Origin of the sequence: Nesterenkonia pannonica (assembly GCF_019575955.1) — a bacterium.
Lineage (GTDB): Bacteria > Actinomycetota > Actinomycetes > Actinomycetales > Micrococcaceae > Nesterenkonia > Nesterenkonia pannonica.
In genome coordinates, this window is sequence record NZ_CP080575.1 from 2,346,242 (window position 1) to 2,367,838 (window position 21,597).

The following is a 21,597-nucleotide window of genomic DNA, read 5'->3' on the forward strand; positions in this document are numbered from 1 at the left end:
GCCCCCAAGCGAGGATGTCCTCGCTTGGGGCCGATCTGATGCTGTGCATCCGAAGATGCTCAGCTGGTGCAGCTAAGCGCCCGCAGCGACTGGTCGCCCGTCCCGGAAGCGCCGCGCTGCCATGGGAGCAGAACAGGCTCGAGCACCCGGAAGAGCAGATTGATCAGCAGCCCGAGCAGGCCCGTCAGCACAAGACCGGCGTACATCTCATCGACCGCGAACTGCTGGTAGGCCCGGCGAATCATCGCCCCGATGCCCGTCTCGGCGCCTACGAACTCCGCAGCGATCAGGGTGATCAGGCACGTCGCCATTCCGAGCCGCAGTCCGTTGAACAGCGGTCCCGATATGGCTGGGAACAGGAGCTTCGTGACGTACTTCCAGCCGGTCGCTCCGAAGTTGCGTCCTGCTTCGATGATCTCGCTGTCGATGCTCCGCACACTGCTGCGCGTACTGATGATGATCTGGAAGAACGCGGTGGCGAACGCAGTCATGATGTACGCGATCTCGCCGCGGCCGACGATGATGATGAAGAGCGGCAGCAGGGCAATCTTCGGCAGCGGGTAGAGCGTGTCGGTGACAGGTCGGATGAGCAGCTCGAAGGTGCGCCACACGCCCGACGCGATGCCGATCGCAACGCCCAGCACCGCAGCAATCGCAAACGAGATCAGCAGACGCTGGATCGTAATGGCGATGTCTCCGCCCAAGCGTCCGTCGGTCAGCTGCGCGATGATCGTCATGACGACCTCACTCAGCGGGACGAAGAAGCGCTGGTCGAGTACGCCCAGCCTGGTCAGGACCTCCCAGAGCAGGACAATGGCAACAGGAGTCGTCCACGTATGCAGCCCTCGCAGAACTGTGGGACTCATGATGCGCTCCTCTCCTCGGCCCGCCACGGCAGGATCTTGTTGGCGATCTCATCGAACCCGACCGTCGCCAGCAGGCCGAGCACAGCGATGCAGGCCAGGGCGACGTACATATCGGTGACGCGCAGAATCTGCCAGTTCTCCCACAGGAAGTTGCCCAGCCCCGACGACGCACCGATCATCTCGATCGCAATCACGGCGATGAGCCCGAAGCCCAGTGAGATGCGGATGCCCGTGACGATCGACGGCAGCGCACCCGGAACGAAGACCCAGAAGAAGCGCTTCGCTCCGCGGCAGTCGTAGTTGTCGGCCACTTCGATCAGCGTCCTGCTGATGCTGTGCACCCTGCGACGGTGTACAGCATCATCACGATGAGCGGTGTCACGAGCGCGGTCAGCAGGACCGCTGTCTCGGTACGGCCCAGAATGAATGTGAGAAACGGGAAGAACAGCACACCCGGAATCGGATAGACGAAGGCGAGCACGGTGCTGATTCCGCGCTCCGTCCACTGTGAAGCCGTGATCGCGATGCCGAGACTGACGCCGATCAGCACAGCCAGCACGATCGTCACGATGAGACGGAAGACCGTCATCAGAAGATCGCCGCCCAGGCCGCTTTCCATGTCGACGATGATCGACGCACCCGCAGCGATCTGCGTCGGCGGCGGAAGAACGTCACCGGGATCACTCCAGCGCGGGACAGGAGCTCCCAGGCTGTCAGCAGAGCCAGTGGGCCTACGACGAGTGCCCACCGCTCGCGGAGAAAGCGTCCGATCACGCTCATTGGTCCCCGCCAGCCATCGCTGCCTGCACCTCGTCGCGCAGGTGATTCCAGATGTCCTGGGACAGCTTCGCAAACTCCTGTGTGCCGCGAAGCTCGGGCCCGCGATCGAGAGGGAAGTCGAGGTCGATGACTTCGCTGATCCGGCCTGGGCGCGCAGACATCAGCATCACCCGGTCGGACAGGAACACGGCCTCATCGATGGCATGGGTGATGTACATCACCGTAGGCCGGGACTCCTGCCGCAGTTCCAGTATCTGCTCCTGCAGAAGTGTGCGCGTCTGCGCGTCGAGCGCCCCGAGGGCTCATCCATCAGCAGGATCTCGGCATCCTGCGCAAGTGCGCGAGCGATGCCCACGCGCTGCTTCATGCCGCCCGAGAGCTGGTGCGGGTAGAAGTCGCCGAAACGGGCGAGCCCCATTCTCGCCAGCTGCGTCTGAGCGATCTCTGCCGCCTCCTTCTTCGGCACGTCACGGTTGCGCGGCCCGAAGGCCACATTGTCCCGCACCGACAGCCACGGGAACAGCGCGTGCTCCTGGAACACCATGGCCGTCTTCGGGCGGCCCGGCTTCGACTGTCGAATCTCCACCGTTCCGGACGTCGGATGATGGAGGCCCGCGACGAGCCTCAGCAGCGTCGACTTGCCGCACCCTGACGGTCCGACGACTGCGACGAACTCCGACTCGCCGATGTCCAGCGACACGTCCTCGAGGGCAGTCACCTCCTCCGCACTCGAAAACCGCTTCGTCACGTCTCTGAGTCTTACTTTCGGGTCGCTCATCTGATTCAGCCCTTCCGTCAGTTCTCGAGCGCGGCATCACGCCAGGTGAAGTCCCAGATCTCTTCCTCCGGGATGATCTCGTCGTAGTTCAGCGATCCCTGCTCCATGTAGAACTCCTGCAGCTCGAGCACGAGGTCGAGGTCGACTTCCAGATCCTCATCGATGTGGTGCTGGCGCGACGCGGCGATGAGATCAGGGTCGGCACCGGTGTACTGCTCCACCAGGTCGAGCATCTCCGGAGTGTCCCAGCCGCCCGTCTCCAGCTCCTCAGCGGCCATTGCGTATGCCCGCATGAAGTCTGTGGCAGCTTCCTCGTTCTCCTCCGCCCAGTCGGTGTTGAAGAGAATCCCGGTGAAGGGAATCGGCGGCTCGTCAGGAGTCTCCCAGGGCCGGTAGCCGGAGTCGTTGCTCTCGGCTTGGGTCGGGAACGGCTCCGACAGGACGCCGCCGACGATTCCCCGTTGGCCAGGGCGGGAACCTGGTCCGGGAACGGGATGTATTCGAGATTGACCTCTTCTATGGACAGTCCCATCCGCTCCAGGGCAAAGCCCAGGACCGCTTCGGTCACCACACCGGGCCCGTTCACAGCGAACGTCTCACCCGCGTAGTCCGACATGTCCTCTGCAACCGACTCGGCCTCCTCCGAAGAGTCTGCGACCTCCGACGAAAGGATGAAATAGTCCTCCACGTAGCCTGAGTGCATAGGTGCCACGTAGCGAACCGGGAGATCATCTGCGAAGGCGTTGTACGAGGCAGAGCCGATGCCTGCAAAGCCGGTCTCGTACTGGCCTGTTGCGACACCCGTGATGGCGTCGTTGCCGCTGCTGACCTCGACCATCTCGACGTCGACGCCGACTTCCTCGGCATACTTCTCAGCCATGAGGAAAAGAGGAGGGACGAGCCGGTCGCGAGATAGGCGATCTGGATCGCATCGCTCTCACTCTCAGCCCCGCCCCCGTTGGCGTCTGCTCCTTCACCGCCGTTTCCGAGTCCGTCTCCTTCTGCGCACCCGACAGCGAGGACGAGAGCGGCCAAGGCGCCCACTGCCACGGGGACGCGACGGCGTCGCGATGAGGTCGGCGTGAGTTCTGGGACTGCTGGTGTGCTGTTCATGCGGAAACTCCTTTGTCTCTGCGTAGCTGGAGGGCTCCGTTGCCCTTTTACTTGTGATCGGGACTGTGGTAAGCGGCCATGAGCCATGAGGGTCGGCCAGTGATCTTCGCGTCGACCACCAGGGCCGCTCGCGCGGCGACTCAAGCCATGCTCGCACCGGCTCGATGTCATCCATCGAGCGCACCGTCACAGCATCGCAGCCGTAGCCGCGAGCGACGCTGGCGATGTCTGTGTCGGGGAAGCGCACGATCTCCTGCTCCTCCGCCGTCGAGTCGGGAAACAGGTGAATCTCGGCACCGTAGGCTGCGTCGTTATAGACGACGATGAGCATGCCCAGGCCCAGCCGCGCGGCCGTCTCGAGCTCCGCCGCCGCCATCAGCAGCGAACCGTCGCCGACGCCGAGCACTGTCATCCGATCGCGTCGGGCGATCGCAGCTCCCACAGCGCTCGCAAGCCCCATGCCGATCGCCTGGAAAGACAGTGGGAGAACGAAGCCGGCATCGTCAGGCACTCTCAGGTGCGCGCCGGGATAGCAGTTGACGTTGCCTCCATCGACGACCACCGTTCGCTCCATCGGCACGAGTGCGTCGAGCTCGTTGGTCAGCTGGGCAGGGTCGACATACCCGGGCTCCTCGACGCGCTCAACGGGCTGGTCCTTCCAGTAGCGCGAGGATCTGACACGCTCAGCGACTTCAGGTGAGCGATATCCTCTGCGTGCTGGCCCCATGGCCGCCAAGGCATCGCGTGCTGCTCGTGAGACCGCAGCCGCATCGCCGACGATTCCCAGGTCAACGCCCCTGTGCATACCGATCGCCTCGGCACGGTCGTCGATCTGCACCAGCTGCGTCCCGTCGGTCAGCGATCCCCGCGGGTCGTCCATGTGTTGAGCGAAGCGCCGAAGGCGACGATGAGGTCGCTCTCACGGACCAGGGCGGCGGCCCCTCCGTGGCGAACCCGCCCATGATGTCCAGAGCCCATTCATCTCCTTCGAAGACTCCGCGGCCGCCTCCGGACGCGATCAGCAGGGCACCGGCCGTCTCCGCCAGCTCTCGGATGTCGTGCTTCGCCGCACGCGCACCGCGTCCGCCGACGATGACGGGCCGCTCGGCTGCGTCGAGCAGGTCCACAAGGGTCTGCACTTCCGCGTGCGACACGGCAGGCTGCGGTAAGCTCAGCGCCGTCGTGGGACGCGCCGCAGGGTACTGAGTCTGCTCCTCCTGTATGTCGATGGGCATCGAGAGCACGACTGTTCGCCGCTCGACCTGCGCGACGTGGTAGGCCCGGGCCGCGTCGGTCACGGCTGACTCTGCGGAATGAATGCGCATGGGCGTCGCTCCCACTGAGGCGACAAGCGCATCCTGGTCGACGTAGAAGTTCGATGTGACGTCGCCCTGGGCGGTGTCGGCGGCGAGGACCAGAACCGGGGTGTGGCATTTCGCAGCCTCGGCAACACCTGTCAGCGCATTGGTGAGGCCGCAGCCCTGGTGCAGCGAGACCGCCGACACATCACCTGTGACGCGCGCATATGCGTCGGCCATCGTCGCCGCGCCCATCTCGTGTCGGGCTGCCGTGAACTCTGCTCCCTCTCGAAGCAATGCGTTCGTGACCCGAAAGTTTCCGCTGCCGACCACACCGAAGATCTGCAGCAGTCCCAGGTCGCCCAGAACGCGGCCCACCGCGTCGGCGACTCTCATCGTCTGTGCCATGCCACCAAGCCTCCCCATCGTTGTTTGTGACCTCTGTCACAGACGCTATGGTCCCGGATGATGTGTGTCCAATAGATATTCGGCATCTTCAACATGCATGGGACTAATATCTAACGATGGACCTCACCATTGATCTCAACCTGATGAGAACCTTTGTGGTCGTCTACCGAGCCCGGAGCATCACCCGCGCTGCGAAGATTCTGCATCTGTCTCAGCCCGCTGTCAGCCACGCGCTGAGGCGACTTCGCCACCACTTCGAAGACCCTCTGTTTGTGCGCACTCGCACGGGAGTCGCTCCCACCCGACTGGCAGCCAGCATCTACGCCGAGGTCAACGGACCGCTGTCGCAGGTCGCCGCCAGTACGGAGGATCGGACGCGCTTCGATCCCGCGACCTCGACGAGACGCTTCCGGCTGGCACTCACCGACCTCGGTGAAGCGGGCCTCCTCCCCGTATCCTTCAGGCGACCGGAAGCGCAGGCTCGGGGATTCAGGTGGAGACGGTCCCACTCGACATCGAGACCGTGGCGCAGGATGTGCTCTCCCGACATGTGGATGCAGCGATCGGCAGCTCCCTGTGCACGGACCCGTGGCGCAGGAGGTGCTCTTCCATGACAGGTACGGCTGCCTTGTGCCTGAGGACTTGGAGGCGCAGGACGGCATCGTGAGCCTGGACACCCTGCGGGCCCTCCCGAGGTGCGCGTGGGAACCTCGGCCGGGCACCGCATCATCACCGAAGCGGTCACGACTCTCGGCGCGGGAGTCCTGTCGGATGTGCCTCACGTCGAGGTGAACCGGTTTACGTCGCTGCCACGCATCGTTGCGCAGTGCGGCTTCTTCGCGATCGTTCCGGTGGATGCCTTCTCGAGGCTCATCCCCGGGCTCGAGGGAACCAAGCTGCTCGAGCTTCCGTTCGCATCGCCGCACACCGGCGTCCACCTCATCTCCCACCGTGACGCCGAAGCATCCTCAGCTCACGCGTGGTTCCTCGGAGCGGTCCGGGAGGCGCTCTCAGGTCCGTGATGCACACACGCGCACGCGTGCACAGCACCGGACTGTGACACCGCCTCGGCGCACCGAGTGCCCTGCACGCCTACTGCCACCGCGGGCCGCACGCACAGACTTCTCGGCGCCGGAGACGAAGAGCAGAAAGCACCCAGCCCAGATCGCGCCCGCGGAGCCCAGCGGAGCTGCGAGTGCGCCTGCGGCGATGGGCACGGCCACCTGGCCCACCCGGTTGCCCATCAGGCGCAGCGCCAACGCATTGGAGCGCCAGGAGACCGGAACCGCCTGCGTCACCAGACTCATCGTGAGCGGCTGCCCCAGCCCGAGGAAGAACCCTGCAAGGACCAGCAGCACGAACAGGGCCCACAGCCAGCCCGTGACCATCGGCAGGACGGCCAGCGTCAGACTCGACATCCACAGAGCTGCGAGCACCAGCACCCCTCGGCTCCACACTCTCCTGAGGAGCGGCAGCGACAGCCGCGAGGCGACGGAGGCCGCAGCACGAACAGACAGCAGAATGCCCACCATCAGGGGAGATGCCCGCCTCTTCGCCCAGCAGAGGCAGAAACGCCGAGAGGATGTCCAGGATCGAGATCATGGCGATCGACGCGAGCATGTGGGAGGGCACGTTGGGCACCGTGAGGATCCCCAGGATCGAGGGCTTCTCCGCCTCTGACTGAGGCTCCCCACACAGCCGCTGTGAATCCCGCTCGAGGAGGGGCGTCGTCGGTGCTGCCCGTCGCCCGCTCCTCGCCTCGAAAGGCGGCCCGGGCGAACTGCAGCAGCGCGATGACCATCAGGGAGAGCGCCCCACCGATCCACAGGGCGAGGTTGATGAGGGACAGATTCCCGCTTCCGGCCCCGTCGCTCGGGGCGTTGAGAATGAGACCTCCCAGCAGCGGTCCTATGAGCTGTCCCGCAGAGAACCCCGCAGTGAACCACCCGAAGGCGGTATCCATCTGCGCGTTGGAGGCGAACCGGGCGATCGCCGACTGTCCTGCGACGGTGAAGATCAGCTGCCCCAAGCCGAGCACCGCACTGCCCGCTGCGACCGCCCACAGATCGTTCACGGCGGCGACGAAGGCCACTCCCAGCACGCTCAGAGCGGTGCCGCCTATCAGCAGCGGCCTGAGGCTCACCGCTCGCTGGGCCCTGGCTCCTATCTGCATGGCCATCACCAGCGGCAGGACCGCATAGACACCGGTGACCAACCCGATGGTCATCTCGCTGGCGTCCAGCGCCAGAAGCTTGTACGTGGTCGCCGGGCGAACCATGTGGACTGTCGCCTGGCTCAGCACCGCTGCGAGCACCAGCACCCACAGCCATCCGCGCATGGGCCGCTCAGTCATATCTGGAGCCCTGGTGCAGCTCGGCATCGGCGCGAACAGCCAGCATGCGACACAGCGGAAGCTGCCGGTGAAGGCCATTCATCGCGCGTGGACTCCCTCCCGGGCATCGCACCGTCGTGCGGTTGGATCAGCGACCATGAATCTACACCTATCCCACAGGGCCGGTTCTGGAGAAGACGCTGGCTCCTGTGCCCGGCGCCTGTTCAGCTGGTCCTGTGCTCCTGCATGACTCCGTGTGCAACCGTCATCGAAGTCGGGAGTTGAACCTCTCGCCATACGAGGGCCAGTTCAGCGGCAAGACCGCCTGCCCCCAGGAATGACGCATCGAAGCAAGACGGCATTGCCCGTGAGAAGGAGACACACATCATGCAGTACGACGAGTTCATCAAAGCAGTCGGCGAGCGCGGCGGCCACAGCGACCGCGAGGCTGCCCTCCGCACAACCCAGGTCGTCCTGGCAGACCTGGGGCAGCGCCTCAAGGGGAGAGGCGGAGAACCTGGCAGCCCAGCTTCCCGCCGAGCTCAAGGGCCCAGTGACTGAGCACGTGGCAGCGGACCCCGTCGTCGACGATGTCGACGACTTCCTGCGGCGCGTCGCCGACCACTTGGGCGAAGGAACCGACCCAGCTGAGGCGCGCACCCAGGTCGCAGCGGTTCTCACCACGCTTTCCCACGCCGTGTCAGACGGCGAGATCTCGGACCTCCGCTCGCAGCTGCCCGCAGGTTTCGGGCCTCTCTTCGAGTAGAGGGTCGAAGGCCACACGCCAGGGGCGGGGCATACCCACGTGGGGGCGAAAGACCTATTCTGGTCACGAGCCGTCGCCGCAGGGCATCCTCTGCGGCGAATCATGACTCATTCCCTGCTCCCTGACATCGAGGAGAACGCGTGGCCGAGCAAGCGAAGGAAGACCTGGAGGACCGCGTCGACGACGGGAGCAGCTCCAAGCCCAAACGTGTGCCGTCTCTGCGAACCGTCGCTTACTCGGCGCGGAGCAGGATGCAGAAGCCTGAGTTCCTGACCGATGTCATTCAGGTCCTCAAGACTGTGATCGCTGGCACGGCGGCGTGGTGGTTCTCCACCGCCGTGCTGGGATCGGAGCTCGCATTCCTCTCTCCCTGGACGGCGCTGCTCACCGTCCACGCGACGGTCCACCGCTCGCTGTCGCGAGGGGTGCAGACCACCGTCGCCTCCAGCATCGGCGTCGGGCTCTCGTTCCTCATCGGCTACTTCCTGGGCGTCGGAATCCTCACCTTCGCCCTCGCGCTTCTGGTCGGCGTCGCGGCAGCCCGCATCTCATGGATCCGCGATGAGGGCGTCGCTATCGCCACCACCGCCATCTTCATCTTCGGAAGCGGTTTCGACGAGCAGGCGCCGCTGCTGGACGACCGCATCCTCGAAGTCGCCGTCGGAGTGGCGGTTAGCGTCGCAGTGAACCTGCTGATCGTGCCGCCGCTGGGCGACAAGCAGGCTGCACGGTACGTGGACAGCCTCAACGAGCGCATGGGCGGGGTCCTGGCGAGCATCTCGGAGGAGTTCTCCGACGATTGGGACACCGACAAGGCAGAAGCATGGTTCAAAGAGACCGAATCGATGAGCCAGGAGCTCGACTCCGCCTGGGCTGTGGTGCGCTTCGCCCGCGAGTCTCACCGGGCGAATCCGCGCGGCCGCCACGGCAGGAGCAGACTGGACCAAAGCACCTGGGACACCCGCGAGGCCAGCTACGAGGAGATCCTGGAGCGCACCGATGAAGGCATCTCCCACCTGCGCCACCTCGCCCGCTCCCTCAGGGAGGCCTCATACTCCGATGGCCAGTGGGATGACCAGTTCCGCGAGCGCTGGACACAGATCGTCGCAAAGGTAGGACGAGCCATTGCGGACCCGGACAGGGAAGTCGCTCCTCTCCATGATGAGCTGACGTCCCTCTCCGTCGACATGGCCGAGGACAAGGGCTCCCCACCGATTCGTGGCCCACCTACGGGTCACTCATCTCGAGCCTGCGCCACATCGTCGTGGTCGTGGACGATGTGGCCTCGGCCCGCCAGGCGCGCGACAGTCGGGGCGAGAACCCCAAGGTGACCCACTAAGGGCTTCACTGCCCTGTCATTGGGCCGAGGCGACCGCGTAGGCCATCCCCGGGCCTTCAACGTCCAGCCCGATCGTCTCGCCCGGCGCCGCATGGCGGCGTATTCAGCTGCCGCACTCGCAGCACCTCGTCCTGTCCATGAACACGCACCGTCACGGTGGTGTCATGTCCGAAGTAGTCCGAGTCGAGCACCACGCCCAGCACACCTCGGCCTGCAGGAGCCAGGGTGAGCTGCTCCGGCCGGAGCATGACTCGCGCCGGACCCGCTGCGGCGGGAAAGCGCAGCGGAATCTCACCGAGGACGCACGAGGCCCAACCATCCGAGATGACTGCGTCCAGCACGACCGCCTCACCGAGGAACTGCGCGGTCTCCAGATCCGAGGGAGAGGCGTATACGTCCTGAGGCGCCCCGTCTGCCGGATGCGGCCCTCGGTGAGGACGGCCACCTGATCGGCGAAGGAGAGAGCCTCGTCCTGATCGTGGGTGACGAGCAGAGCCGTGGTCCCCGTGGCGCGCAGCACCTTCTGCACCGCCTTGCGGGTGCGCTCACGCAGCCCGGCATCCAACGCGGAGAACGGCTCATCCAGCAGGATCACCTGGGGTGCGCGGGCAAGCGCTCGGGCCAGGGCCACACGTTGGCGCTGTCCACCGGACAGCTCATCGGGCCTCCGCTCGCCGTAGCTCTGCGGCAGGCTGACCAGGTCGAGGAGCTCCCCACTTTGGCGCGCCGCTGGCTCCTGCTGAGGGCAGAGGAATCGAGGCCGAACGCGACATTGCGCTCGACGCTCATATGCGGGAACAGTGCGCCGTCCTGCGACACCAGCCCGATCGGGCGGCGGTGAACGGGCTGCTTGGTGATCGCCGACCCGTCCAGCAGAATCTCGCCGCTGGAGGGCTGGAGGAAGCCCGCGATGCTGCGCAGCAGCGTCGTCTTCCCCGACCCCGAGGGGCCCACGACCGCCGTGGTGGTGCGGGTAAGCAGACTCAGGGCAACATCCGTCAGCACCTCATGACCGGCCAGGCTGACATTCAGCGACGTCACGTCGAGAGTTCGTCCTACGGCACTGACGCTCATCGGACCTCCTTGAGCAGTTTGGAAATGATGATCCCGGTCGGAATCGCAGCGAGCAGAATGAGCAGCACCGCAAATGGCGCGGCGGCGGCGAAGGATTCATTCCCTGTGTAGGTCCACAGCCGTGTTGCCAGGGTGTCGAAGCCGGTGGGTCGCAGCATCAGCGTTGCGGGCAGCTCCTTGATCACGGTCAGCATCACCATGAGAGCGCTTACCCGATGCCCGGCGCCATCATCGGCAGCGTCACCCGCAGGTACGCGAGCCCGGATGAGGAGCCCAGGGACTGGGCGGCCTCCTCGAGCTCCGGCGGGGAGTTCAGCGCTGAGGCGAGCGCCGGGCCCATCGCCAGAGGGAGCATCAGCGAGCAGTAGGCCACGATCAGCATGGGGATCGTCTGATACAGCGCGGGGACCGCCGAGATGCCCAGCATGACCATGGACAGCCCAACCACCACGCCGGGCAGTGAGTGCGCGAAGTATGCCGCCCGCTCCAGACCGCGCGCGATCAGCGAGGACGACGGGCGAGGTAGAGAGCCAGCGGGACGGCAAGCACTGTGGTGGCCGCAGCGGCCAGGGCCGCCACCCACAGAGAGCCGACGAAGGCGCTGCCCACTTCCTCCAGGGACCCGGGAGTCGAGACGCCTCGGTAGGACCAGTAGGACACCGCGGCCACGGGGACGCCGAGGCAGCCGAGCACCGTCACCCACGCAGCGCCAGAGGCGGGCGCGCCCCATCGTCCAAGCTCGAGGCGGATAGGAGTCGTCGCTCCTCCCGATCCCAGGGCGGCGTAGCGGGTGGAGCGGCGGCGGATGCGCCCTCGATCACCAGCACCAGGGCGGTGAGCACCAGCAGGATGGAGGAGAGCGCGATCCCTCCGAGCCGGTCGAAGCCCATGGAGAAGCTGGTGAAGATGGCGCGGGTGAAGGTATCGACCCGAAGGATCGCCGGCGCCCCGAAATCGGCGATGACGTAGATGGCGCAGAGGAGGCTGCTTACTGTGATCGCAGGGGTCACCTGTCTCATGGTGACGGAGAAGAGCGTCTGCGCCGGTCCCCTGCCGAGCGACCGGGCCGCCTCCTCCTGGGCTGGGTCGACGCTCATCAGGGCTGCCACGGCGGGAAGGTAGACGTAGGGGTAGGTCACCGATGTCATGACCACCACCGCTGCCGCCAGTCCTTCGAAGCTGGTTCCCGGGCTGACCAGGCCGTTCATGGCCTGCCACCCGAACGCCGCCACATAGCTCGGGACGGCGAGCGGAAGAGCCGCGAACACTGCGAGGGTTCGCCGGAAGGGTATGGACGTGCGGGTCACCAGCACGGCGAGCGCCACACCGATGATGGCGCAGCAGGCGGTGACGGCTCCGGTCAGTGTCAGGGATGTGAGAGTGAGCCGTGCGGTGCGAGCGCTGAAGACGGTTCCGAAGAACTCCTCGGCAGGGTACTCCGTGGCACGTATGCCCAAGTAGAGCAGCGGGACCAGGACGACGACTGCGCAGAGGACCGACAGAGGGGGCAGCCAGCTGGGCACGCGACCCAGTTCTGCTCCTGATCTGCCTCGGCGCCGGGCACGCTGAAGGAGGCCACCGGGCTCCTGGGCCCGGGTGGCCTCCTGTGCAGCGTCGGCAACGGCTGAGATGGGCTAGCCCACCAGCCCCGCGTCAGTGATCATTTCCACGGTGGTGTCCAAGTCTTCCAGCTGGTTCAGGTCGATGTCGGGAACGTCGAGCTCGTCCAGCGGCGGAAGGCCGTCGGGTGCTTCGAACCCATCGATGAGTGCGTACTCAGAGGTCTCCTCGACGAAGTACCCTGGCCCTCCTCACTGAGGAAGTACTCCAGCATCTCTACGCTGCTCTCGTTCTCCCCGTCGAAGACACCGGCGCTTAAGCAACGTTCATCAGTGAACCGATGTCACCGTCGCCGAAGAGGTGATTGGCAGCAGGCAGCTCCTCGGGCTCGACGCCGCGCTCGGCTGCCTGCGCGTAGAGGTAGTAGTGGTTGACCAGGCCCATCTCCAGGGTGCCGTCGAGCACGTCCGAGACGATCGGGCCGTTGCGCTCCCGGTACTGGGGTCGTTGTCTGCGAGATCTTCGAGCCACTGCTGGGCAGTCTCTTCACCCTCAGTCACACGCAGGGCGGTGACGAAGGACTGGAAGGAGGCGTTGGTCGGGGCGACGCCGACCCGGCCTTCGTACTCGGGACCGGTCAGCTCCGCGACGGTGTCGGGCAGGTCAGCCTCGTCGACCTCGTCGGTGTTGTAGATCAGTGTCCGGAGCCTGCCGGAGAGCCCGACCCATTGGTCGCTGTCGTCCCGGAATGTCTCGGGAACCTCGTTGAGCAGCTCCTCAGGCAGCTCGTCGAAGAGTCCTTCCTGAGCAACGGCGCCCAGAGCGCTTGGCTGTCCTGGGCCAAGAAGACGTCGGCGGGCGAGTTCTCCCCTCTTCGATGATCTGAGCAGCAAGTTCGGCTGTGTCGCCGTAGCGGACGTCGACATCGATGCCGGTCTCTTCGGCGAAGTCGTCCACGAGGGGCTGGATGAGGACTTCGTCGCGGCCCGAGTAGAGGACCAGAGCTTCCTGGCCCTCGGCGCCTTCGGCACTGTCGGCGCCCTCGTCGTTGTCGGCGCACGCACTGGCGCTCAGAGCCAGGACGAGCATGGCCGACAGGCCTGCGCGGTGTCGCTGATGGAGCATGGTTGAGATTTCCTTTCACAGGAGCGAGCAGCGGCGGTGCTTGGGTGCCACACCCGCACAGGGGGCCTCGATCACCCTCTAAGCCCCGTCGGGATGAATAGAACACTACCATGTGAGCTAATGAGTGAAGTACACCGTAGCCTCACCCAAGCCCTGTTCCCAGCGTCAGCCCTGCGCCGCAGAAGCGTCTGCGGAGGGAGGGCTCGGCGGCCTCCCGTGACATGATGGCCGAGGTCGACGGCACGAAGAGAACTGGGAGCCAGATGCAATTCGACAAGACTCCGGAGAACTCTCCGTACCTCCGCTTCCTTGCCCGTGAGTTCGGCAGGCGAGGCACGGATCTGCGCCGCGAGCTGTCGAACAAGACGCAGGTGCACGGAAGGCTGGAGAAGCTGAGGCTCAACGGGGCTTACTCGGTCTCCCCAGCAGCACCACTTCCTCAAGAATGCGGAAGACATCACGCCGGAGGTGCTCGGCGACAAAGCCGCCCTGAAGTTCGCCCACGGATGGTCCGCCCGGGGCGTCATGCTCCTGGAGCGCACAGGCCCGGAGAGCTACTTCGACCATCTGTCGCTTCGCGAGATGACGGTCGAGGAGATCCGCGAAGCCCAGAAGAACGCGGCCGCCAGCTTTCGGCGCAAGAAGACCACCTGGATCGTCGAGGAGCTCCTCGCGGGCCCCCAGCCCGGCACGCTGCCGTTCGACTACAAGTTCTATATGTTCCAGGGCCAGATCGGGATGATCTCTCAGATCGACCGAAACTCAGGGCCCATTCGGAATGCCTTCTTCGACGGGAACTTCCGCCCGCTGAGCAACGAGCGAGACTTCAGGCTCTCCCCTCGAAGGTGCAGCTTAGCAGCGCCTCTGGTGCCCCGCTCGGCGGCGATGCTCTCGCGCTGGGCGATCGAGCTCTCCAAGCTGACGGATGCTCCGTTCGTCAGGGTCGACCTCTACGACACCTTCGCCGGGCCGCACTTCGGGAATTCACGTTCTCCTCGGGAGCCGAGTTCAAGGGAACCATCAAATTCAGCAATGCGCTGATCGAGACATTCGACGACCTGTTCCTCGATGCGGAGAGGCGTCTGAGCGGTGAGCACGTCGCGCGTCCCGACAATTGGAGCACTCTCATCGAGTCCGCGGATGAGGCAGCCCTGACTCAGCAGCCGATGGTGGGGGCGCAGGAGTACGAGCGGCTCGCCCATTATCTGTACAACTTCGGCGAGCTGGGCGGCTTCAGGCTCGCAGAGGCACAGACCCAGTTGGCCGAGGAGGGCGCTGATCCTGCGATCAATGAACGTCTCGCCCGGGCGCACAGCGCGGCCGCCCATTGGGTCCGAGCGAATCGCGGCCCAGCCAAGGCCCCGGAGCCTGCGACGTTCGGCGGCGCGCTCCGCCAAGCCCGCAAGGACCATCCCCGCTCGACCGGCTCGTCCGCACAGCGCGCAGGCCCGTGCGCCTGCTGAGACGAGTCGCAGCAAAGGCCAGCAGCCGCTGAGGCGGACCGCAGGGGCAGCCTCAGCGCTCGAGAGTGGTCGACAGCGGCTTCTCCTGGATGAACAGCAGCAGCACAGCGGACACCAGGACCAGCGGCGCCACCCACAGAAACAGCGGCACCAGGGCGTCGTTGTAGGCCTCGACCACGATCGAGTGCACCGGAGCGGACAGGTGGCGCACCAGTTCCGGAGTCAGCGAGTCCACACGCGTGCCGTCGAGCCCCCGGCGGGCAGCCGCTCATCCAGCATGGTCGACAGGCGAGCTGCGAACAGCGCCCCGATCACGCCTGAGCCCAACGTCGCGCCGACCTGCCGGAAGTAGTTCTGACCGGCCGTCGCGGTGCCCACCAGACGTGCCGCGAAGGAATCCTGGGCGACGAGAGTGAGCAGCTGCATATTGAAGCCCAGCCCCAGTCCCAGGACACCCAGGTACAGGCACTCCAGGATGACGGGCGAGCCCGCCTCGAGCGTTGAGAGCAGGACCAGTCCGCCCGCGGTGATGAGGCTGCCGACCACCATGACCGCCTTGTATCGGCCGGTGACGCTGACGCGTCGGCCGACCAGCACCGAGGACACCAGCAGCATGCCCATCATCGGCACCATCAGCAGTCCCGCCTGCGCCGGGCTGTAGCCGGTGACCATCTGCAGATATGTGGGCATGTACGCCAACGCTCTGAACATGGCGGCACCGGTGATCAGTCCGGCGATCATGGTGAGGACGAAGTTCCGGCTGCGAAAGAGCAGCAGCGGCATAATCGGCTCCTCACTCTTCGCTCCACCAGCACAAAGAGCAGACCAGTCACCAGCGCCGCAGCCCCGAGTCCGAGAATCAGGGGCGAATCCCAGGCATATTCGGTTCCGCCCCACGTGGCCAGCAGCACGATGCAGGTCGTGACCGTGCCCAGCAGCGCCATCCCCAGAAGTCGATGCGTCCGGACTGCCGCGTCGAGGTGGGGGCAGCTTCAGCAGCACCGCAACGGCCACCAGTGACAGCAGGCCGAGCGGCACATTCATCCACATCGTCCATCGCCAGCCCGGCCCGTCGGTGAGCCAGCCGCCGAGCAGCGGCCCGGCCACCGAGGAGAAGGCGAAGACTCCGCCCATCACGCCCATGTAGCGCCCACGTTCGCGGGCGGGAACGACATCGGCGATCGTGGCCTGGGAGAGGATCATGAGACCCCGCCGCCCAATCCCTGAACAACTCGCGCCGCGATCAGCTGATTCATGTCCTGGGCCGCGCCGCCCTGCGGAGCCAAGGACGAAGAGCAGAATCGCGGCCAGAAAGAGGGGCTTGCGCCCGAACATGTCCCCGAGCTTGCCGTAGACGGGCATCGTAATGGTGGAGGCCAGGATGAAGGCCGTCATCACCCAGGCCATGTGCTCCACGCCCTGCAGGTCGCCGACGATGGTCGGCAGCGCCGTGGCGAGAACCGTCTGGCTCAAAGCGGCCAGCAGCATGGTCAGGATCAGCGCGGAGAAGATGAGTCTCAGCCGACTGCCGTCACCCTCGTTCTCCCGAGTCGAGGCAGCGGGTTCGGTGGGAGATGTCATCGCGTCTCGTCGACCACCTTCGGAACAGCGCAATGGAGTCCTCTAGGCAGGTTTCCAGAGGCTGGGCCTCGTCCTCGTGGTGACGGGAGAACGCATGCTTGGTGATGGCGCCTGAGAGCATCAGCAGCGTCTGCAGGGTGCCGCTGTCCCCGGCAGTGGGAGCCAGGTGGTCCCCGCTGCCGGGCCCCGAACGCTCACGCAGCACGCTCCCGACGGCCTGCTCCACCTCCGTCAGCAGCTGACCGATGCGACTGCGCAGCCCGGGATGGTGCTTGAGGATCTCGCGACGCCGCAGAGACTGCTCCTCCGGAAGCGAGGTTCGCAGGACGGCGACCAGCAGTCGGACCACGCGGGTCAGATCGTCGGCCTGGGAGTTCACGAAAGTCTCGACGGTCTCTTCAGACACGGTGGGGAGCCGGGAGCCGAGAATCGCATCCTCCTTGGTGGGGAAGTAGTTGAACAGGGTCCTTCGGGAGACGCCGCACGGGCCGCGATGGCATCTGCTGTGGCAGCGGTCAGCCCTTCGCGGCGCGCCAGATCATAGGCGACCTCGTGAATGGCATTCCAAGTGTCGCGCTGATTCCGCTCACGCTGACTCAAGTCATTTTGCACGAGTGCATTTTATGCACTCGTTACCTAATTGCACAAGTGCACAATTTGAGGGGCCGCTTCGTGATGGACCAACGTGTCGGCAAGAAACGGCTCCTATCCGTAGACGGCCCCTCAGCGTCCCTGGACACAGTGGTGGAGCTGGATGCCTTACGCCGCCGCCAGGCAGGCTGGATAAGCAACGGCCGTCAGAATTGCCGTCAGACGGCGAAAAGGGCCCCCACCGGAACCATCCAGTGGGGCCCTTCCGCATCGTGGCGGGGATGCAGCGTGTAGGGAGTGCGGGACTTGAACCCGCGACCAAAGGATTATGAGTCCTCTGCTCTAACCAACTGAGCTAACTCCCCGTGCCCCCTGCAGAGGGGACCGCCCTATCCTATCCGAGTGGAGGGATCCCCGTCCTTGCTGCTGGGGACTAAGGGGTGAGAGGCAGGCGCACGCTGGCCCGCGCGGTGGGGTTCTCCTCGGCCTCGATCGTCAGCGCCTTCAGCCCGTGGCCCTCCGGGAGGAGCTCTGCCAGCTGCAGGGCGACGTAGTGCACGATGACCTCGGTGGTGGAGAACTTCTCCGCGAAGTCCGGGTGCTCATCCAGGTTCTTAAACCGCAGAGGCTCCAGCACCTGTCCCAGCAGCCGCGACGCTTCGCCGATGTCCATCACCACACCGTGCTCATCCAGCCCTTCCCGCTCGAAGCTGGCATGAATGGCCAGCGTGGCCCCATGCAGCTGCTGGGCCGGGCCGAAGAACTCATGCTGCAGCGAGTGCGCGATCATCACATGGTCGTCCACCTGCAGGGAGAAGGTGGGGCAGCGGTGCTGGACTCTGGCATCAGGGGCTCCTCAGCGGTTCGAATGTTTGTATCTGGGGTGGTCAACAACATGAAGAATCGTCTCAGACTCATCGAGCAGCGGCCCCATACGCTGCGGAAGGTCCTGAAGAGCCGAGTGCCCGGTGATGAGGCGATCGAACCGGTCATCATCCAGCAGGCTCAGCGCCGCACCCAGCCTCTCTCGACGAGTCCGGCGAAGGCGCTTCGGCGCTGCCACTTCACCCACCTGCACTCCGACGATCCTCAGCCGGCGCGCATGGAAGTCGGCCCCAGCGGAACCTCGGGCGAGCGAGTCCCGTACCAGGAGAGCTCAATGACGGACCCATCGTCGCCCGCGATGCGAAGCGCAGTCTCCAGACCGGCGGCCGCGGCAGATGTGTGGACCGCGACGTCGTGGTTGCCCGGCGCGTCCTCCGGAGCGACGGCATTCAGCCCCAGCTGGCGGCACAGGTGGCGTCGGCCCTCGTGGGGCTCCACCATCAGCACTTCGGCGCCCGTCCGCTGGGCGAGCAGTCCGGCGCACAGGCCGACCAGGCTTACCCGACGACCGCCGCACGGTCCGTCAGCGTAAGCTGCGCCTCCCACACGGCGTTCAGCGCCACTCGGCGATTCCCGCCAGGAGAGCCCGTTCGGTCGGCATCTCCTGCGGGACGACGTGGCAGTCCTCGGCGGCCATGAGGACGTGCTGGCGATGCCCGGAGAGGGTGAATACTCTCTGCCCCATCAGGCGGTCAGGCCCGTCGAGGACCACGCCCACATTGAGGTACCCGTGGGAGACCGGAAAGGGCAGCTCCCGAGCTGGTTGGGCGCCCGCATGAGATGAGCGATCTCAGAGGGCACCTGTCCTCGAGCGACCAGCCCCTCGGTGCCTCGTGAGATCCCGGAGACCAGAGTCTCGATCAGCACCTGCCCTCACCCGGTGTCGGCGCATCTGCCTCACGGATCTCGGAGGTCCCCGGGCCGGTGGTCCAATACTGCAGGCTGCGCATCAGGCAGAAGCCTCCCAGCCCAGACCGTATGGAACCTGAATGCGGCATGATGGCGGGCATGCGACTCTTCGTGGACTGCCGGTATGTGCGCACCCGGGTGCACGACGGGATCTCCCGCTACACTGCCTCCCTGGTCCAGGCGCTGGCCTCCCGCAGCTCTCCCGCAGAGCTGACGTCACCATGCTGATCAGCGACCCGGCACAGCTGGAGATGCTCCTGACCTGCCTCACCTTCGGATCAGCTCGCCCACCTCCCCTGGAGCCGTTCGTTCCCGGCAGATCAACCCCCACTCCCCCGACGTCGTCTTCTCCCCATGCAGACCATGGGCAGCGCCGGACGCACCTACCCGCTGATCCTCACGCTGCACGACCTCATCTACTACCAGCACAGCGCACCGCCTCGAAACCTGCCTGCACCCATCCGGCTCGGATGGCGCCTCTACCACCTGAGCTATGCGCCCCAGCGGTGGACGCTGAACCGCGCCGACGCCGTCGCCACCGTCTCCGACACCACCGCACAGCTCATCGAGGAGCACCGGCTGACCCGGCGCCCGGTGCACCTGGTGCCCAACGCGCCCCAGCCTGTGGCGCAGCCGCGGGACCCTGAGGCCGCCCCGCAGCGGGAACTCATCTACATGGGTTCGTTCATGGCATACAAGAACGTGGAAGCCGTCATCGCCGGACTGAATATGCTGCCCGAGCACCGCCTCCATCTCTGCTCCCCATCGACCCCGCACGGCGCCAGGAGCTGATGGGAGCAGCGCACCGCCCAAGCCAGCTGCTCTTCCACAACGGCATCTCCGAGGAGGACTACAGCAGGCTGCTGAGCTCCGCAGCGGCCCTCGTGACGCTCTCCCAGGCGGAGGGATACGGGCTGCCGGTCATCGAGGCGATGAGCCACGGCACACCAGTCATCGTCTCCGACCTGCCCATCTTCCGCGAAGTCGTCGGTGAGGCAGCAGACACCCCGCGGCGCAGGTCGCCGCGACTCCTGAGGATCTTGCCTTCGCCGTACGCCTACTGAGGACCCTGCGGTCTTCGAGGCTGCCAGCCGCAGCGCCTTCGAACGGTCGCGCGCCTACTCGTGGACGGATTCCGCGGAACGGCTTCTTGCTGCAGCAGAATCCGTACGAGGCGCCTACGCCTGAGTCTCAGAGCCCCTGGCGGCAGCCTCCCGGTGCGGGACGCTCACCGACGACGCGGCGGCTCTTCGAAGAACTGGCCTGTCTCCCACCAGTCAGCGCCGCAGTACAGGCCTTCGTACGCCGTCATGGTCCTGTCGATGGCGTGCTGGTTGGCCTTGTCGCGGCTTGCCTCCCCATCGCGCGTCGCTGAGCTGCCGGACGGCTGAACACTGCATCGAGCTTCCGAGCGAGATCGTCTGCGTCGTAGGGAGCGAAGAGCATGCCGTTCTGATCCTCGGAGACCAGATGAGGCAGCGCCAGCGCATCGGCCAGCACCACCGGCTTCCCTGCGCTCATCGCCTCCAGGGACACCAGCGACTGCAGCTCCGCCGTGCCGGGCTGGCAGAACACATCCGCCGCCAAGTACGCCTCCCGCAGCTCCTCCTCACTGACATGCCCGCGCATCTGGACGCGGTCGGCCAGGCCAAGCTCCTCCACCTGCGCGCGCAGATGATCGCGCTGCTCACCGTCGCCGACGACCTCCAGGCGGATGTCGAGGCGAGGATCCGTTCGCGACAGGGCGTCGATGAGAATGTCGACGTTCTTCTCCACCGCAAGGCGCCCGACGAAGAGCACCGTCGGATGGTCGCGTGCAGGCCTGTCCTCTCCCGGGCGGAGGGCGTAGTAGTCCACGTCTATCCTGTTGGACAGGGGAAGCACGTTCTCGAAGCCTACCTTCTCGCGCATAGTCTGCGCAGCAAGCGGTGTGGGCGTGGTGACCACGCTGGCGAGGCCCATGAGCCTGCTCATGTCCTTCCACGAGTTGCGCGAGACCACGTTCTTGAACCATTGGGGGAAGGGGAGGAAAGGATCCAGGTTCTCCGGCATGAAGTGGTTGGTGGCGATGAGCCGGATGCGACGTCTCTGTGCGGCCAGAATGGCGGCCTTGCCGATCATGTAGTGGCACTGCACGTGGATGACGTCGGGCTGCAGCTCGTCGACCAGCCTCTCCATGCCCGGTTCGACCGTCCACGGCAGACACAGACGAAAGTACTCGTGCGTCGGGGCCTTGAAGGAGCGGAACCGGTGGATGGTCGCCTCGGGCCGGCTCCACCATGTCCGGTCCGGGCCCCGGACGCGCGGCCGCGACGTGGACCTCGTGGCCCCTCGCCGTCATGTGCTTGGCCAAGCGGTGGCCGAAGACTGCGGCACCGTTGACATCGGGAGGGTACGTATCAGCAACGATGAGGACTCGAAGCGGGGATCGGGTGGACGGTGACGAAGCGTCGCTCACTTGGTGCGGCCCTCCGTGGCGGGGTCGGGTCTGTCTGGTCGGGTTCGGACACCGGCCTCCTCGGCAGCCGGAAGGGTCCACCGGCTCCAAGTCGGCCGGGTCGATGTACTGGTCCGGGTCCACGATGTGCACCGGTGCGGTCTCCGGGTGGGCCCAGGCGCTGCGGTCCCAGCTGCTGATGCCGAGGTGCCGCAGGCGCCAGAATTTGGCCCACAGCTGCCAGAGGTAGTCGAGGCATGTGATTCCATGCAGAACGCACGCTGCGACGAGT

General features: G+C 65.7%; 36 protein-coding genes, 1 tRNA gene and 3 pseudogenes. 8 read left to right on the forward strand and 32 right to left on the reverse strand.

Going from position 1 to position 21,597, the window contains the following annotated elements:
* Window positions 1-59: 59 nt before the first annotated feature.
* The 9 genes from K0H76_RS16810 to K0H76_RS16850 form a co-directional block, all read right to left on the reverse strand.
* Window positions 60-866 (reverse strand): ABC transporter permease, encoded by an 807-nt coding sequence (locus K0H76_RS16810; RefSeq protein WP_258933729.1) that lies wholly within the window; start codon window positions 864-866, stop codon window positions 60-62.
* The gene (locus K0H76_RS16815; RefSeq protein WP_258933730.1) at window positions 863-1,207 is read right to left on the reverse strand and encodes an ABC transporter permease subunit; all 345 of its coding nucleotides are present in this window, start codon (window positions 1,205-1,207) and stop codon (window positions 863-865) included. Before K0H76_RS16815 ends, K0H76_RS16810 begins: the two co-directional genes overlap by 4 nt.
* A complete protein-coding gene (locus tag K0H76_RS16820) occupies window positions 1,183-1,485 on the reverse strand; it encodes a hypothetical protein (protein ID WP_258933731.1) in 303 nt (100 codons plus the stop codon). Before K0H76_RS16820 ends, K0H76_RS16815 begins: the two co-directional genes overlap by 25 nt.
* Entirely contained in the window at window positions 1,455-1,640 is a 186-nt protein-coding gene (locus K0H76_RS16825; protein ID WP_258933732.1) for a hypothetical protein, read from the reverse strand. The genes K0H76_RS16820 and K0H76_RS16825 overlap by 31 nt, the downstream gene beginning before the upstream one ends.
* 2 nt (window positions 1,641-1,642) lie before the next feature.
* Window positions 1,643-1,864: a hypothetical protein gene (locus tag K0H76_RS16830; protein WP_258933733.1), complete on the reverse strand. Its 222-nt coding sequence runs from the start codon at window positions 1,862-1,864 to the stop codon at window positions 1,643-1,645.
* Window positions 1,864-2,364 carry an ATP-binding cassette domain-containing protein gene (locus K0H76_RS16835; protein ID WP_258933734.1) on the reverse strand — a complete coding sequence of 167 codons (501 nt, stop codon included), beginning with the start codon at window positions 2,362-2,364 and terminating at the stop codon, window positions 1,864-1,866. The genes K0H76_RS16830 and K0H76_RS16835 overlap by 1 nt, the downstream gene beginning before the upstream one ends.
* Before the next feature lie 77 nt (window positions 2,365-2,441).
* Window positions 2,442-2,717, reverse strand: a complete 276-nt coding sequence (locus K0H76_RS16840; protein ID WP_258933735.1) for a hypothetical protein — start codon at window positions 2,715-2,717, stop codon at window positions 2,442-2,444.
* Between the two features lie 680 nt (window positions 2,718-3,397).
* On the reverse strand, window positions 3,398-4,375 hold the full coding sequence (locus tag K0H76_RS16845) for a thiamine pyrophosphate-dependent enzyme (RefSeq protein WP_258933736.1): 978 nt from the start codon (window positions 4,373-4,375) through the stop codon (window positions 3,398-3,400).
* Window positions 4,326-5,231: a thiamine pyrophosphate-binding protein gene (locus K0H76_RS16850; protein ID WP_258933737.1), complete on the reverse strand. Its 906-nt coding sequence runs from the start codon at window positions 5,229-5,231 to the stop codon at window positions 4,326-4,328. The genes K0H76_RS16845 and K0H76_RS16850 overlap by 50 nt, the downstream gene beginning before the upstream one ends.
* A 128-nt stretch (window positions 5,232-5,359) precedes the next feature.
* Between K0H76_RS16850 and K0H76_RS16855 the strand changes: the two genes are divergently transcribed.
* Window positions 5,360-5,857 carry a LysR family transcriptional regulator gene (locus tag K0H76_RS16855; RefSeq protein ID WP_258933738.1) on the forward strand — a complete coding sequence of 166 codons (498 nt, stop codon included), beginning with the start codon at window positions 5,360-5,362 and terminating at the stop codon, window positions 5,855-5,857.
* Window positions 5,858-5,944: 87 nt separating this feature from the next.
* On the forward strand, window positions 5,945-6,265 hold the full coding sequence (locus K0H76_RS16860) for a hypothetical protein (protein WP_258933739.1): 321 nt from the start codon (window positions 5,945-5,947) through the stop codon (window positions 6,263-6,265).
* On the opposite strand, the gene K0H76_RS16865 is transcribed toward K0H76_RS16860, so the two are convergent.
* Window positions 6,254-6,775 (reverse strand): hypothetical protein, encoded by a 522-nt coding sequence (locus tag K0H76_RS16865; RefSeq protein WP_258933740.1) that lies wholly within the window; start codon window positions 6,773-6,775, stop codon window positions 6,254-6,256. The two genes, K0H76_RS16860 and K0H76_RS16865, sit on opposite strands and share 12 nt — an antisense overlap.
* Window positions 6,775-7,596, reverse strand: coding sequence for an MFS transporter (locus K0H76_RS16870; protein ID WP_258933741.1), 822 nt, complete (start codon window positions 7,594-7,596; stop codon window positions 6,775-6,777). Before K0H76_RS16870 ends, K0H76_RS16865 begins: the two co-directional genes overlap by 1 nt.
* Before the next feature lie 366 nt (window positions 7,597-7,962).
* Between K0H76_RS16870 and K0H76_RS16875 the strand changes: the two genes are divergently transcribed.
* The 3 genes from K0H76_RS16875 (at window position 7,963) to K0H76_RS16885 (ending at window position 9,672) form a co-directional block, all read left to right on the forward strand.
* Complete coding sequence (locus K0H76_RS16875) at window positions 7,963-8,136, forward strand: DUF2267 domain-containing protein (protein ID WP_258933742.1); 174 nt, start codon at window positions 7,963-7,965, stop codon at window positions 8,134-8,136.
* On the forward strand, window positions 8,129-8,341 hold the full coding sequence (locus K0H76_RS16880; protein WP_258933743.1) for a DUF2267 domain-containing protein: 213 nt from the start codon (window positions 8,129-8,131) through the stop codon (window positions 8,339-8,341). The genes K0H76_RS16875 and K0H76_RS16880 overlap by 8 nt, the downstream gene beginning before the upstream one ends.
* Before the next feature lie 140 nt (window positions 8,342-8,481).
* Window positions 8,482-9,672, forward strand: a complete 1,191-nt coding sequence (locus tag K0H76_RS16885; protein ID WP_258933744.1) for an aromatic acid exporter family protein — start codon at window positions 8,482-8,484, stop codon at window positions 9,670-9,672.
* A 64-nt stretch (window positions 9,673-9,736) separates the two neighbouring features.
* On the opposite strand, the gene K0H76_RS16890 is transcribed toward K0H76_RS16885, so the two are convergent.
* From K0H76_RS16890 to K0H76_RS16940, 11 genes and pseudogenes are all read right to left on the reverse strand, one after another.
* Complete coding sequence (locus K0H76_RS16890; protein WP_258935459.1) at window positions 9,737-9,883, reverse strand: hypothetical protein; 147 nt, start codon at window positions 9,881-9,883, stop codon at window positions 9,737-9,739.
* The gene (locus K0H76_RS16895; protein ID WP_258935460.1) at window positions 9,832-10,371 is read right to left on the reverse strand and encodes an ATP-binding cassette domain-containing protein; all 540 of its coding nucleotides are present in this window, start codon (window positions 10,369-10,371) and stop codon (window positions 9,832-9,834) included. The genes K0H76_RS16890 and K0H76_RS16895 overlap by 52 nt, the downstream gene beginning before the upstream one ends.
* Window positions 10,272-10,754: an ATP-binding cassette domain-containing protein gene (locus K0H76_RS16900; protein ID WP_258933745.1), complete on the reverse strand. Its 483-nt coding sequence runs from the start codon at window positions 10,752-10,754 to the stop codon at window positions 10,272-10,274. The genes K0H76_RS16895 and K0H76_RS16900 overlap by 100 nt, the downstream gene beginning before the upstream one ends.
* Entirely contained in the window at window positions 10,751-10,954 is a 204-nt protein-coding gene (locus tag K0H76_RS16905; protein ID WP_258933746.1) for a hypothetical protein, read from the reverse strand. Before K0H76_RS16905 ends, K0H76_RS16900 begins: the two co-directional genes overlap by 4 nt.
* A gap of 8 nt (window positions 10,955-10,962) precedes the next feature.
* Window positions 10,963-11,205 carry a hypothetical protein gene (locus K0H76_RS16910; RefSeq protein ID WP_258933747.1) on the reverse strand — a complete coding sequence of 81 codons (243 nt, stop codon included), beginning with the start codon at window positions 11,203-11,205 and terminating at the stop codon, window positions 10,963-10,965.
* Window positions 11,206-11,255: 50 nt separating this feature from the next.
* Window positions 11,256-11,453, reverse strand: coding sequence for a hypothetical protein (locus K0H76_RS16915; RefSeq protein WP_258933748.1), 198 nt, complete (start codon window positions 11,451-11,453; stop codon window positions 11,256-11,258).
* On the reverse strand, window positions 11,450-12,277 hold the full coding sequence (locus K0H76_RS16920) for an ABC transporter permease subunit (protein WP_258933749.1): 828 nt from the start codon (window positions 12,275-12,277) through the stop codon (window positions 11,450-11,452). Before K0H76_RS16920 ends, K0H76_RS16915 begins: the two co-directional genes overlap by 4 nt.
* Before the next feature lie 173 nt (window positions 12,278-12,450).
* A complete protein-coding gene (locus K0H76_RS16925; RefSeq protein WP_258933750.1) occupies window positions 12,451-12,588 on the reverse strand; it encodes a hypothetical protein in 138 nt (45 codons plus the stop codon).
* Window positions 12,589-12,629: 41 nt separating this feature from the next.
* A complete protein-coding gene (locus K0H76_RS16930) occupies window positions 12,630-12,845 on the reverse strand; it encodes a hypothetical protein (protein ID WP_258935508.1) in 216 nt (71 codons plus the stop codon).
* 23 nt (window positions 12,846-12,868) lie between these two features.
* Window positions 12,869-13,207, reverse strand: a pseudogene (locus tag K0H76_RS16935) (ABC transporter substrate-binding protein); the annotation flags it as partial.
* The gene (locus K0H76_RS16940) at window positions 13,092-13,439 is read right to left on the reverse strand and encodes a hypothetical protein (protein ID WP_258933751.1); all 348 of its coding nucleotides are present in this window, start codon (window positions 13,437-13,439) and stop codon (window positions 13,092-13,094) included. The pseudogene K0H76_RS16935 and the gene K0H76_RS16940, both read right to left, overlap by 116 nt.
* 468 nt (window positions 13,440-13,907) lie before the next feature.
* Between K0H76_RS16940 and K0H76_RS16945 the strand changes: the two genes are divergently transcribed.
* Window positions 13,908-14,480: a hypothetical protein gene (locus K0H76_RS16945; protein ID WP_258933752.1), complete on the forward strand. Its 573-nt coding sequence runs from the start codon at window positions 13,908-13,910 to the stop codon at window positions 14,478-14,480.
* A gap of 125 nt (window positions 14,481-14,605) precedes the next feature.
* Window positions 14,606-14,902 (forward strand): hypothetical protein, encoded by a 297-nt coding sequence (locus tag K0H76_RS16950; protein ID WP_258933753.1) that lies wholly within the window; start codon window positions 14,606-14,608, stop codon window positions 14,900-14,902.
* A gap of 52 nt (window positions 14,903-14,954) precedes the next feature.
* On the opposite strand, the gene K0H76_RS16955 is transcribed toward K0H76_RS16950, so the two are convergent.
* The 9 genes from K0H76_RS16955 to K0H76_RS16995 form a co-directional block, all read right to left on the reverse strand.
* Complete coding sequence (locus K0H76_RS16955; protein ID WP_258933754.1) at window positions 14,955-15,137, reverse strand: hypothetical protein; 183 nt, start codon at window positions 15,135-15,137, stop codon at window positions 14,955-14,957.
* On the reverse strand, window positions 15,125-16,483 hold the full coding sequence (locus K0H76_RS16960) for an MFS transporter (protein WP_258933755.1): 1,359 nt from the start codon (window positions 16,481-16,483) through the stop codon (window positions 15,125-15,127). Before K0H76_RS16960 ends, K0H76_RS16955 begins: the two co-directional genes overlap by 13 nt.
* Complete coding sequence (locus tag K0H76_RS16965) at window positions 16,434-16,889, reverse strand: hypothetical protein (RefSeq protein ID WP_258933756.1); 456 nt, start codon at window positions 16,887-16,889, stop codon at window positions 16,434-16,436. Before K0H76_RS16965 ends, K0H76_RS16960 begins: the two co-directional genes overlap by 50 nt.
* Window positions 16,890-17,365: 476 nt before the next feature.
* Window positions 17,366-17,439: transfer RNA gene (locus K0H76_RS16970), tRNA-Ile, on the reverse strand.
* Window positions 17,440-17,507: 68 nt separating this feature from the next.
* Window positions 17,508-17,879, reverse strand: a complete 372-nt coding sequence (locus K0H76_RS16975; RefSeq protein ID WP_258933757.1) for a 6-carboxytetrahydropterin synthase — start codon at window positions 17,877-17,879, stop codon at window positions 17,508-17,510.
* A gap of 51 nt (window positions 17,880-17,930) precedes the next feature.
* Complete coding sequence (locus tag K0H76_RS16980; RefSeq protein ID WP_258933758.1) at window positions 17,931-18,146, reverse strand: hypothetical protein; 216 nt, start codon at window positions 18,144-18,146, stop codon at window positions 17,931-17,933.
* Window positions 18,147-18,163: 17 nt separating this feature from the next.
* Window positions 18,164-18,505: a hypothetical protein gene (locus K0H76_RS16985; protein ID WP_258933759.1), complete on the reverse strand. Its 342-nt coding sequence runs from the start codon at window positions 18,503-18,505 to the stop codon at window positions 18,164-18,166.
* A gap of 7 nt (window positions 18,506-18,512) precedes the next feature.
* Window positions 18,513-18,644 (reverse strand): hypothetical protein, encoded by a 132-nt coding sequence (locus K0H76_RS16990; protein WP_258933760.1) that lies wholly within the window; start codon window positions 18,642-18,644, stop codon window positions 18,513-18,515.
* Entirely contained in the window at window positions 18,644-18,826 is a 183-nt protein-coding gene (locus tag K0H76_RS16995; protein ID WP_258933761.1) for a hypothetical protein, read from the reverse strand. The genes K0H76_RS16990 and K0H76_RS16995 overlap by 1 nt, the downstream gene beginning before the upstream one ends.
* A gap of 141 nt (window positions 18,827-18,967) precedes the next feature.
* Here K0H76_RS16995 and K0H76_RS17000 point away from each other — a divergent pair.
* Window positions 18,968-20,056: pseudogene (locus tag K0H76_RS17000) on the forward strand (glycosyltransferase family 4 protein).
* Window positions 20,057-20,096: 40 nt separating this feature from the next.
* On the opposite strand, the pseudogene K0H76_RS17005 reads toward K0H76_RS17000, so the two are convergent.
* Window positions 20,097-21,326 (reverse strand): annotated as a pseudogene (locus K0H76_RS17005) (glycosyltransferase).
* Window positions 21,327-21,597 lie beyond the last annotated feature (271 nt).

What these genes read in the sequence shown, in the direction of transcription:
- K0H76_RS16870 (WP_258933741.1), bottom strand. Translation starts at nt 7,596, where the DNA reads ATGACTGAGCGGCCCATGCGCGGATGGCTGTGGGTGCTGGTGCTCGCA.
- K0H76_RS16820 (WP_258933731.1), bottom strand. Translation starts at nt 1,485, where the DNA reads ATGGAAAGCGGCCTGGGCGGCGATCTTCTGATGACGGTCTTCCGTCTC.
- K0H76_RS16905 (WP_258933746.1), bottom strand. Translation starts at nt 10,954, where the DNA reads ATGGTGATGCTGACCGTGATCAAGGAGCTGCCCGCAACGCTGATGCTG.
- K0H76_RS16925 (WP_258933750.1), bottom strand. Translation starts at nt 12,588, where the DNA reads ATGCTGGAGTACTTCCTCAGTGAGGAGGGCCAGGGTACTTCGTCGAGG.
- K0H76_RS16960 (WP_258933755.1), bottom strand. Translation starts at nt 16,483, where the DNA reads ATGACATCTCCCACCGAACCCGCTGCCTCGACTCGGGAGAACGAGGGT.
- K0H76_RS16950 (WP_258933753.1), top strand. Translation starts at nt 14,606, where the DNA reads ATGGTGGGGGCGCAGGAGTACGAGCGGCTCGCCCATTATCTGTACAAC.
- K0H76_RS16875 (WP_258933742.1), top strand. Translation starts at nt 7,963, where the DNA reads ATGCAGTACGACGAGTTCATCAAAGCAGTCGGCGAGCGCGGCGGCCAC.
- K0H76_RS16850 (WP_258933737.1), bottom strand. Translation starts at nt 5,231, where the DNA reads ATGAGAGTCGCCGACGCGGTGGGCCGCGTTCTGGGCGACCTGGGACTG.
- K0H76_RS16990 (WP_258933760.1), bottom strand. Translation starts at nt 18,644, where the DNA reads ATGGGGCAGAGAGTATTCACCCTCTCCGGGCATCGCCAGCACGTCCTC.
- K0H76_RS16840 (WP_258933735.1), bottom strand. Translation starts at nt 2,717, where the DNA reads ATGCGGGCATACGCAATGGCCGCTGAGGAGCTGGAGACGGGCGGCTGG.
- K0H76_RS16830 (WP_258933733.1), bottom strand. Translation starts at nt 1,864, where the DNA reads ATGTACATCACCCATGCCATCGATGAGGCCGTGTTCCTGTCCGACCGG.
- K0H76_RS16900 (WP_258933745.1), bottom strand. Translation starts at nt 10,754, where the DNA reads ATGAGCGTCAGTGCCGTAGGACGAACTCTCGACGTGACGTCGCTGAAT.
- K0H76_RS16810 (WP_258933729.1), bottom strand. Translation starts at nt 866, where the DNA reads ATGAGTCCCACAGTTCTGCGAGGGCTGCATACGTGGACGACTCCTGTT.
- K0H76_RS16865 (WP_258933740.1), bottom strand. Translation starts at nt 6,775, where the DNA reads ATGGTGGGCATTCTGCTGTCTGTTCGTGCTGCGGCCTCCGTCGCCTCG.
- K0H76_RS16855 (WP_258933738.1), top strand. Translation starts at nt 5,360, where the DNA reads ATGGACCTCACCATTGATCTCAACCTGATGAGAACCTTTGTGGTCGTC.
- K0H76_RS16940 (WP_258933751.1), bottom strand. Translation starts at nt 13,439, where the DNA reads ATGCTCCATCAGCGACACCGCGCAGGCCTGTCGGCCATGCTCGTCCTG.